The following is an 8,997-nucleotide window of genomic DNA, read 5'->3' as shown; positions in this document are numbered from 1 at the left end:
GGCGTAGGGCCGGTAGAACGACTCCCACAGCGCGGCGCGTCGCCCCCGGGGGCGTGTGCGCAACTCGCCCAGGGGCGCCCGGATGAAGAACGAGGAGATGAACAGGTAGGTCGCGGTGATGGTGATGAACACCAGGATCAACATCACGATGGGGCCCGGAATCCAGGCCACGTGGGCCCGGGTGACGAACTCCAGGAAGTCCACCGGCGGCTTCGGGTGGCTGTAGACCTTGAAGAACCACGTCACCAACAGGACCATCAGGATGGGCCCGTAGGTGCGGTTGAGCCGCGTGGAGATGGCGGAGAGCAACGAGAGCTGGATTTGAGGGCGGGACATCTCCACCGCCAGCTCTCGCAGGGCGTCCGGGTCCACCGGCTCGCGGCGCAGCATGGGGGCCCACCAGCCGTCCTCCAGCAGGCGCACGCGGCGGTTCCACAAGTCGTAGTAGCGGTAGCGCCGCGCCTCGACGAGCAGGAAGGACACCACCATCCAGATGCCGACGAGGAAGGTGACGTGGGAACTCTGCGGCGTCGCGAAGCCGAAGGAGATGACGGCCGCCGTCGTCGTCAGCGCCCAGTTCGTCGTCGTGTCCAGGCGCGTGCGCCAGGTGTCGGAGCGGCTCAGCTCGCCCCGGAAGAGCTGCGCCATGGCCTGCTGCGACAACCAGGGCGACTCCAAGAGGTCGTTCTTGATGGGCTCGTTGAGGGGCATCCGTTCCCGGAAGGTGGGACGGGGCGCGGGTCGATGCAACGGCTCGTCCGGATGATCGCCCCCATGCGAGCGCGCCCGCGCGCACGTCCTGCCTCCTGGTGGGCGAGCAGGCGGCCTGGGACACCGGCGGCATCGGTCCCTTGGAGCGGGCGGACAGGCGGGGGCACGGGTGGCCATGGCGGGCGGGCATGCCCACCTTGGCGACTTGAACGTGGCCCGGCTCAATCCCATCGAAGCCCTGTCGGAGCTGCTCCAGGGGGAGCAGGAGCGCGTGGCGCGACTGTGGGCCAAGCGCCTGCGCGCGGAAGTCTACGAGGTGGAGATTCCGGGCAGGGACTTGCGTGCCCCGCTGCGGCGACTGGTGGGGGAGATGGCGCGCCTGCTCAAGGACCGCGGCGAGGACGCGGTGCGCCTGTGGCCGGAGGTTGCCCGCTCCCACGGCGCGGACCGGTACACGCAGAACTTCGAGCCCGAGGACCTGACGCGCGAGTTCAAGTCCCTGGAGTCGGTGTTGCTGCACGTCTACGCGCGCCACCACGGCGGGCTGATAGAGCCGGAGGTCGCCGGCCTCATCGCGGAGCTGGTGTGGGAAGGGGACGCGGCGGCGCAGGCGTCCTATGCGCGCATCCTGAAGACGGAGGAGGTGCGCTTCCGCGAGGCGGCGGTGATGGAGTCGGTGCTCAACCACGTCGACGTGGGCATCCTCCTGGCCGAAGTGGACGGCACCGTGTCCTTCGCCACGCCGCCGGTGAGCCGGCTGATGGGCGTGCCCATGCGCGCGGTGGTGGGCGGGCGCGCGGTGAACACCGTGTCCCCGGTGCTCACGCAGGTGAACGCCCGGCACCTGACGGGCGAGCCCTTCAAGGTCGCGGACATGCCCTTCGTGCGCGCGCTGAAGGAGCAGGGCCCGGTGCGCGGGGTGATGATGGTGGTGGAGCGTCCCGGCGGCGGCGAGGTGACGCTGGAGATGAGCGCCACGCCCGTCTGGGAGGAGGAGGGCGAACTGGCCGGCGCCATCCAGACCTTCACCGACCGCACCGAGTCCGCGAACAAGACCAAGGCGCTGGAGAGCGCCTACGGCGAGCTGCGCAGGCTCCAGGGGCGGCTGCTCCAGCGCACCCGCCAGCAGGCGCTGGGACAGTTGGCGGGGGGCGCGGCGCATGCACTCAACAACTTCCTCAACGTGCTGCGCCTGCGAATCACCTTGCTCCAGCGTGAATACAAGCCCGAGCACCTGGAGGCGCTGGACAAGACGGTGCAGCAGATTGGCGAGTTGGTGGCCCGACTCCAAGAATTCAATGTCCAGCGCACCGAGGAGCGGCCCGTCGACGTGAAGGTGGACCAGACAGTGCGCGAGTCGCTGGAGCTGGCGCGCGGCGAGCTGGAGCAGCGCGAGCACCCGGTCTACGTGGAGCTGGACCTGCATGACCCGGGCGCGGTGCGCGCGGACGCGGCCTTCTTCCGCGAGCTGGTGGTGAACCTGCTGCTGGCGGCCAGGGACCGCATGGAGGAGGGCGGCCACCTGAAGCTGACGACGCGCGCGGAAGGCAGGGAGTGGCTCATCCTGCGCATCCAGGACGAGGGCCCGACGTACGCGGCCGAGGAACTCTCGCACCTGTTCGACCCGCTGCGCAGGGACCCGGGCGCGCCGCAGCTCTCCTTGTACCTGGCGGTGGCACGCGCGCAGGTGCAGCGCTGGGGCGGCGAGCTGACGGCGGAGAACGCGACGACGGGAAAGGGCGCGGCCTTCGTGGTGCGGCTGCCGCGCGTCCACGAGCAGTCGTCCACGTACGAGCCCACGCGCACCCCGCCGAGCGGCACGAAGGCGGTGGCTCCGGCGGCGCCCCGGCGCTTCCAGCAGACGCGCCGCGTGCTGGTGGTGGACGACGACCTGGACAACGCGCGGATGATGGCCGAAGTCCTGGGGGAGGAGGGCTACGAGGTGCAGGTGGCCCATGACCCCCATGTGGCGCTGGAGATGTGGGACCGGCGCCGCTTCGACGCGGCCCTGTTGGACGCGGTGATGCCGGAGATGAGCGGCTGGGAGCTGGCGCGCGCGCTTCGCGAGAAGACGCCCCACGTGCTGCTCGCCATCGTCACCGGAATGGACGTACGCGGGCAGAACCGCGCCAGCCTCGCGCTGGTGGACGCAGTGTTCCGCAAGCCCATCGACGTGGGCGCGCTGGATGACTTCCTCGCGCAGACGGAGGGCGGCTCGGGCGGTGAGGCCGCGCAGGCCGCCGGAGAGTCGTCTCCCGATGCCGGCGACAGTCCGGATACTCCGCCACGGCACTGAGGCCCCGCGGGTGGACCACCCCGAGGTCCAAGGAAGGAGGGGCAACGGGGGCCGCCGTCGCCTGGAGACCCTCGCCGGCCGCCCTCGCGGACGGTCGCGGCGTCACCTGAGCCGTGCGCACCTACGACTCATGTCGGGTCAGAACGTGCTCCACCGCGACTTTCGGCGCGGTCTTCATTTCGTCCCGGTGGTGAATCACCTGGTCATGCGGAACGCCGAGGGACTTCGCCACGTCCACGAAGCTGAACTCGGGATGGCTCGGGGTGCGGTATCCGGCTGCGAAGCAGGCGCATCCTGCCTGACGGGTTTTGCTCAAACCATCCAACCCCAGGGCATGTGGGTGTCGACTGGGGCGATGTCTGTGTATGTCGAAAGCCCATCATGTCTGGGTGGGTTGGAATGCTTGTCTGGCAATGGAACTCGGGGTCCGGTGCGGGGTGGGTTCGTGAATCACGGCCGGGCGTCTAGAGTCGTGTGGGTGAGCGTCTTGCTGGAAGTGGAGCGCATCCGCCGCAAGGTGGAGGCGGGTGAGGTCCTGAGTGACGCGGAGCTGGAAGCGCTCCGCGCGCAGGCACAGGGCAGTGAGGGGCCGACGCCGAGGCTGGCGCTGGCGCACGCCCTCATCAACGCGGGCGCGGACCGGGAGGCGCTGCCGCTGCTGGAGGCGCTGCGGCGCGACTTCCCTCGGGACGTGCCGGTGATGTTGGGGCTGGCTCGGGCGCTGCTCGGGCTGGAGCGAAATGGGGACGCGGAGGCGCTGCTGCGGCAGGCGCGCGCGCAGGAGCCCGGGGACCCGGAGGTCCTCAAGGTGCTCGCGGTGCTGGCGCTGCGCAGGGGCGAGGTGGAGAAGGCCCAGGCGTACGTCACGGATGCGCTGGCCAGAGACCCGTTCGACGCGGAGACGCGGCTGTTGAAGGCGGAGCTGGAGGCGGCGGAGCTTCCGCCCCCGGCCGTGCCCGAGGAGCAGGTGCTCCGGCCGGAGTTCACCGCCGCGCTGGCGGGCGCGCTGGGACGGGCGCGGGTGGTCTTTAGGCGGCAGGGAAAGGACCTGCTGGTGAAGCTGGCCACGGGTGGAGTGGGGCGCGTGGACGTGGGCTCACTGTACGCGGCGTATCGCGAGGCCCCGGGCTCAGCGGGGTTGGGCCCCTACGTGGAGGCCCTGGCCGCGCGATTGGGCGGGTTGGACTCGGGGCTGGGTTCGGAAGGGGCGTCGCTGGAGGCTCGGCTTCGTCCGGTGCTGCGTCCGGCGGACTTCGAGGCGAAGGCGGTGGGCGCGCTGCACCGCCAGGGGCCGGCGAGGCTGGAGGTCTTCTATGTGCTGGAGGACGCGGACTTCGTGCGCTACCTGCCCGAGTCCGCCCTGGGGTCGGCTGGGTTGACGCGGGAGGCGGTGGACACGGCGGCGTGGCGGAACCTGGAGGCGCATCCGGCGCCCGTGCGGCCCGTCGTCATCGACCGGGGCGAGGTCCGTCTCGCGGAGAGCTTTTCGGGGCTGTGGGCGGTGGCCGCGGGAGACGGGCTCGACGGCGCGCGGCTGCTCACCGCGTCCCAGCGGCGCTTGCTGGCGGAGCAGGCGGGAGACGAGCCCCTCTATGGCTCCCTGGTGCGGCGAGAGATGGCGCTCGTGGCCCGAGTCTCCGACCCCTCGGCCTGGGAAGTGCTGGCGGACCTGGAGCCGACTCCGGAGGGAATCGCCGGCTTGTTCTTTCTGTCGGACGAAGGGCTCACCCGGGACCGGGCCGCTGGGGACTGATACAGGTCGCTCCGGAGGTGGCGATGACCAGGGCAACAGTCCTGTCATACGAGGAATGGGCGCTCGGACCCCGCGCCACGCATCCTGGATGGGATGCGGTCGAGAAGTTCATGTCGAGTGAGGCCTTCAGGAGGACTGCTTCGGGGGTGCTCATCTTCGACAGACCCACTGAACGCGGTGATTTCGTCGTGTCGATGAGGGTGGCTGTTCCCCTGGGAGGGGATTCCGGGCGAGGCGACGTGGTCCAGGCGATGAGGCGAGACGCGCTCTCGGTCTTGCTCCTGGATGACGAGCTCGCGGTCCCGGAGCATTTCCCCGCCTACGACAGGGTCGCCATCGGGGCCCTCACGGACCCGGAACATCCGAACCTGTTTGGCGGGCCTGTCGCGGGGCTCGCGAGCGCCGTGGCGTCATCCCGGTCCGCGCTCGTGATTTCACACGATGGCGACCCGGTCATCCTGATCCATCATGGTGCGCCACCGGAGTGAAGGCTCCAACGGTGGGAAACGTAGGAGGCATACCCGTGTCATCAGCCGAGTGGTCCGCTGCGCTAAAGGAGATGAGGAGGCTTTTTGACCATGACCCCACGGACAAGAAGAGCCTCAAGGAGTGGGTGGACGCGTCCATCGCGCTGTGCCTGCGACTTCGCACCGTCCGCGCGAGCTTCGACGTGGAGGAAATCGTCTGGCATTTCCTCTTCGACGCGGACATCCGGGTGAAGGCCCCCGAGTACGCCCAGGCCCAGCGCGAGGCGTTCGAGAGCTGGCTCCAGGACGCTGAACGCGCCTTGCTGTCAGAGCCGTGAACGTCCGTGGGGCCGGCTCACCCCGCCGTGCTGGTGGGCAGCCGGTCCACGAACACCACCTCGCGGTAGCCCAGCGTGAGGAGCAGCGCACGCAGGGCCCTTTCGGCGGAGTCCCGGGCGCGCTGCTGGAGTCTCGTGTCGGCGCGCACGTCATGCTCGAAGGCCAGGCGCGCCTTCTCCAACAACTGCGCCGTCTGCGCGCTGTCCAGGTTGGAGTCGATGATTTCCGTCTCCCCGGGCCGCAGCGCCACGCGCACGTCGATGGGGGGCAGCACGACGTGGACCTTCGTGCCGGCGACGTGGAGGCTCGAAGGGCCCAGGCGCTGGAAGTCGAAGCCCAGGTGCGCGTCCGCGAAGACGATGGCGCGGCCGTGCGGGTTCTGGAGGGTGTACGCCGCCCAGTTCACCACGTCCTTCCACAGCGCATCCGTGGCCTTGGGTTCGGGGGAAAACGTCACCTTCTTGTAGAGGGCGACGTCGAGCGTCTCCAGCCGCGCCACCTCGCGCATCTGCTGCACCACGGAGGCGGTGTCCGGCAGGGCGGGGGAGGTGGGCCTCAAGAGCCAGCCCGCGCCCAGGGCTCCGGCGACGATGCCCAGGAGGACCGCGAGGATTCGCGAGAGGTGCGCCATGGGCCCAGTGTATCTCCTTCCTCGCGGCACGCGTCTGGGGCACGGTGCGCGCGTGTGGGCGGCACGTTGCTGGAAGGAGCACGTGTGGAGCTGACCGATGTAGAGGTGGAGGCACTGGGGACGCGTGGCTATTTCACGCGCCCTGATTTCCTCGGGGATGTGGCCGCCCTCGCCGCGCGGGCTGAAGCGCTGGCGAGGGCTGAATCTGGAGTGCTGCATGCCGCGGGCATCCGCCGGGGCGCCGAGCGGACCCTGGACTCCCGCGTGAGAGGAGACCTCATCGGCTGGGTGGAGCCGGAAGCAGGAACAGGACTCGGCGTCCTGTGGGAACACTTCGCCAGTCTCGGTCAGGCGCTCTCGTCGGCGGCCTATCTCGGCCTGGGACGCTTCGACCTCCAGCTCGCCTGCTACCCCGGCGGCGGAGCGCGCTACGCGCGTCACTTCGACTCATTTCCCGGACAGTCCAACCGCCGCGCCACCGCCATCTGGTACGCCAACGCGGGCTGGGTGCCCGAGCACGGAGGCGTGCTGCGGCTGCATCCGGAGGGCTCGGCGCCGGTGGACGTGGCCCCCATGCTCGACACGCTCGTCGTCTTCCTGAGCGAGCGCATCGAGCACGAGGTGCTGCCCGCCCACGCCTCGCGCCTGGCCCTCACCGCCTGGTACTACGGCCGCGACGCGGGCTGAGCCGTCATCACAGCGGGGGCGCGAGCAGGACGACGGAGTAGCCGACCGCCGTGCGCGTCCCTGGATTCTCATACGAGTGCTTCTGGTCCCCCCGGAAGACGACGACGTCTCCGGGCTTGAGGACGAAGCGCTCACCGCTGGCGACGAGGGCCATCTCCCCGGACTCGCAGGCCAGGTATTCGCGGGTGCCGGGCGTGTGGGGCACGCCGGTGATGCGCACTCCGGAGGGCAGCTCCACGCGGTCGAACTCCATGCCGGGCAGCGGGTCCGGCAGCAGCTTGCGCAACTGCCCCGCACCTCGCATGCGCGTCGTCAGGCTGTCGCGCGGGTAGTGCCGCGCGCTGGCCCGAGGCCTCGCCACCAGCTCCTCCAGCGACACCTGGAGCGCCGCCGCCACGCGGTGCAGCACCGACAGCGTGGGGTTGGCGGTGCCCGACTCCAGGTTGGCCCACGTCGCCCGGGGCACCCCCGCGAGCTTGGAGAGCTGGGCCTGCGTGGCGCCCCGCGTCTCCCGCAGGGTCCGGATGTTGCGCGCCAGTCTGCTCGGCAGGTCCTCTTCGTCGATGGCCATGGGTTGGCAATCTGCCAAAGGATTGTCCGAGACGCCATTTCATCAACGCGACGGACGTATCCCTCCAGGCAAGGAGGACATTCCAATGACGCTGACCGGAAAAGCGGTCCTGGTGACGGGAGCGAGTCGGGGGCTGGGGCGGGCCCTCATGGCAGGGTTCGCGAGGCGAGGCGCGCGGGTGGTGGGCGTGGCCCGACACGCCCCGGAGATGGAGGCCGCCGCCGAGTCCCTGAGAGCCGAGGGGCTGGAGGCGCACGGCGTGGCCTATGACGTCGGGGACAAGGAATCCATCTACCGGCTGGTGGGCGTGGCCACGTCGCTGGTGGGCCCGCTGGACGTGCTGGTGCACAACGCCAGCATCCTGGGCCCCACGCCGCTGCCCCTGCTGCTCGACACCGCGTGCGAGGACTTCCAGCACGTGCTGGAGGTCAACGTGGTGGGCCCCTTCCGGCTCACCAAGGCGGTGGTGGGCAACATGGTGGTGCGAGGGGGCGGGCTGGTGCTGAACATCAGCTCGGACGCGGCCCTCTCCGCGTATCCGCGCTGGGGCTCCTACAGCGTGTCCAAGGGCGCGCTGGAGCACCTGGGCCGCCTCTGGGCCGCGGAGCTGGAGGGCACGGGCGTGCGCTTCCTCAACGTGGACCCGGGGGAGATGGACACGCGCATGCACGCGGACGCCATGCCGGAGGCGGACCGCTCGACGCTGGCCCGGCCGGAGGACGTGGCGGCCCGCATCGTCGCGATGGTGGAGCGCCGCGCGGAGTCGCTGCCATCGGGCTCCCGCCTGGTGGCGGAGAGTCTGGAGGCCGCATGAAGCCCGCGCGCTGGCCCGTGGACCATCCCGAGGAGGGACGGCTCCTGCACATCGAGCCCCGAGGACGCCGCTTCTCCGACGCCCGCGTGGCGGACCTGCCGTCGCTCCTGCGTGACGGAGACCTGCTGGTGGTGAACGACGCCGCCACGTTCCCCGCCTCGCTCCTGGGGCGCACGGCCTCGGGAGAGCGAGTCGAGCTGCGGCTGGTGTCGCGTGAGCAGGACGGCACCTGGACGGCCGTCCTCTTCGGAGCGGGAGACTGGCGCAAGCGCACCGAGGACCGCCCGCCGCCGCCCGTGCTGCCGGTGGGCACGCGCTTCACCGTCATCGGGTTGCCGGTCCAGGTCGTCGAGGTGCTGCCGCCCTCGCCCCGCCTCCTTCGCGTGGCCTTCGACGAGGACGGCGCCGCGCTCTGGTCCGCGCTGTACCAGGGAGGCCGTCCCGTGCAGTACGCGTACACCGTGGCCCCGCTGTCGCTGTGGCACGTGCAGACGGGCTACGGCGCGCGGCCCTGGGCCACGGAGGCGCCCTCGGCGGGACTGCCCCTCACCTGGAACGTGCTGCTGGCCCTGCGTCGCCGGGGCGTGCGGCTGGCGTCGCTCACGCACGCGGCGGGGTTGTCGTCCACCGGGGATGCGGTGCTGGACGCGGCGCTGCCCCGGCCCGAGCGCTCGGACATCCCCGTGGCCACGGTGGCGCAGGTGGAGGCGACCCGCGCGGCGGGAGGG

At 70.7% G+C, this 8,997-nt stretch carries 10 protein-coding genes; 7 read left to right on the top strand and 3 right to left on the bottom strand.

Annotated features, from left to right (window positions below):
- On the bottom strand, positions 1-711 hold a 711-nt coding region (locus HR086_RS41220), incomplete at its 3' end, for a DUF2270 domain-containing protein (RefSeq protein WP_174468356.1).
- Positions 712-886: 175 nt separating this feature from the next.
- Here HR086_RS41220 and HR086_RS41215 point away from each other — a divergent pair.
- From HR086_RS41215 to HR086_RS41200, 4 genes are all read left to right on the top strand, one after another.
- A complete protein-coding gene (locus HR086_RS41215; RefSeq protein WP_254614156.1) occupies positions 887-3,007 on the top strand; it encodes a hybrid sensor histidine kinase/response regulator in 2,121 nt (706 codons plus the stop codon).
- Between the two features lie 478 nt (positions 3,008-3,485).
- Positions 3,486-4,760 carry a tetratricopeptide repeat protein gene (locus HR086_RS41210; RefSeq protein ID WP_373564416.1) on the top strand — a complete coding sequence of 425 codons (1,275 nt, stop codon included), beginning with the start codon at positions 3,486-3,488 and terminating at the stop codon, positions 4,758-4,760.
- A 17-nt stretch (positions 4,761-4,777) separates the two neighbouring features.
- A complete protein-coding gene (locus tag HR086_RS41205) occupies positions 4,778-5,248 on the top strand; it encodes a hypothetical protein (protein ID WP_174468354.1) in 471 nt (156 codons plus the stop codon).
- A gap of 71 nt (positions 5,249-5,319) precedes the next feature.
- Positions 5,320-5,565 (top strand): hypothetical protein, encoded by a 246-nt coding sequence (locus HR086_RS41200; protein WP_174457952.1) that lies wholly within the window; start codon positions 5,320-5,322, stop codon positions 5,563-5,565.
- Positions 5,566-5,582: 17 nt separating this feature from the next.
- On the opposite strand, the gene HR086_RS41195 is transcribed toward HR086_RS41200, so the two are convergent.
- Entirely contained in the window at positions 5,583-6,197 is a 615-nt protein-coding gene (locus HR086_RS41195) for a DUF4230 domain-containing protein (protein ID WP_174468353.1), read from the bottom strand.
- 84 nt (positions 6,198-6,281) lie between these two features.
- On the opposite strand from HR086_RS41195, the gene HR086_RS41190 reads away from it, so the two are divergent.
- Positions 6,282-6,884: a 2OG-Fe(II) oxygenase gene (locus tag HR086_RS41190; RefSeq protein ID WP_174468352.1), complete on the top strand. Its 603-nt coding sequence runs from the start codon at positions 6,282-6,284 to the stop codon at positions 6,882-6,884.
- A gap of 7 nt (positions 6,885-6,891) precedes the next feature.
- Here the strand turns inward: HR086_RS41190 and HR086_RS41185 are convergent, their stop codons facing one another.
- Positions 6,892-7,449 carry a helix-turn-helix domain-containing protein gene (locus tag HR086_RS41185; protein WP_141649036.1) on the bottom strand — a complete coding sequence of 186 codons (558 nt, stop codon included), beginning with the start codon at positions 7,447-7,449 and terminating at the stop codon, positions 6,892-6,894.
- 91 nt (positions 7,450-7,540) lie between these two features.
- On the opposite strand from HR086_RS41185, the gene HR086_RS41180 reads away from it, so the two are divergent.
- The gene (locus HR086_RS41180) at positions 7,541-8,269 is read left to right on the top strand and encodes an SDR family oxidoreductase (RefSeq protein ID WP_174457954.1); all 729 of its coding nucleotides are present in this window, start codon (positions 7,541-7,543) and stop codon (positions 8,267-8,269) included.
- A partial coding sequence (locus tag HR086_RS41175) for an S-adenosylmethionine:tRNA ribosyltransferase-isomerase (RefSeq protein WP_174468351.1) occupies positions 8,266-8,997 on the top strand: 732 nt, incomplete at its 3' end. The genes HR086_RS41180 and HR086_RS41175, both read left to right, overlap by 4 nt.

The organism is Myxococcus sp. CA039A, assembly GCF_013336645.1.
Classification (GTDB): Bacteria; Myxococcota; Myxococcia; order Myxococcales; family Myxococcaceae; genus Myxococcus; species Myxococcus llanfairpwllgwyngyllgogerychwyrndrobwllllantysiliogogogochensis.
The sequence above is the reverse complement of the archived record's forward strand: the minus strand, read 5'-3'. Positions and strand labels throughout refer to the sequence as shown.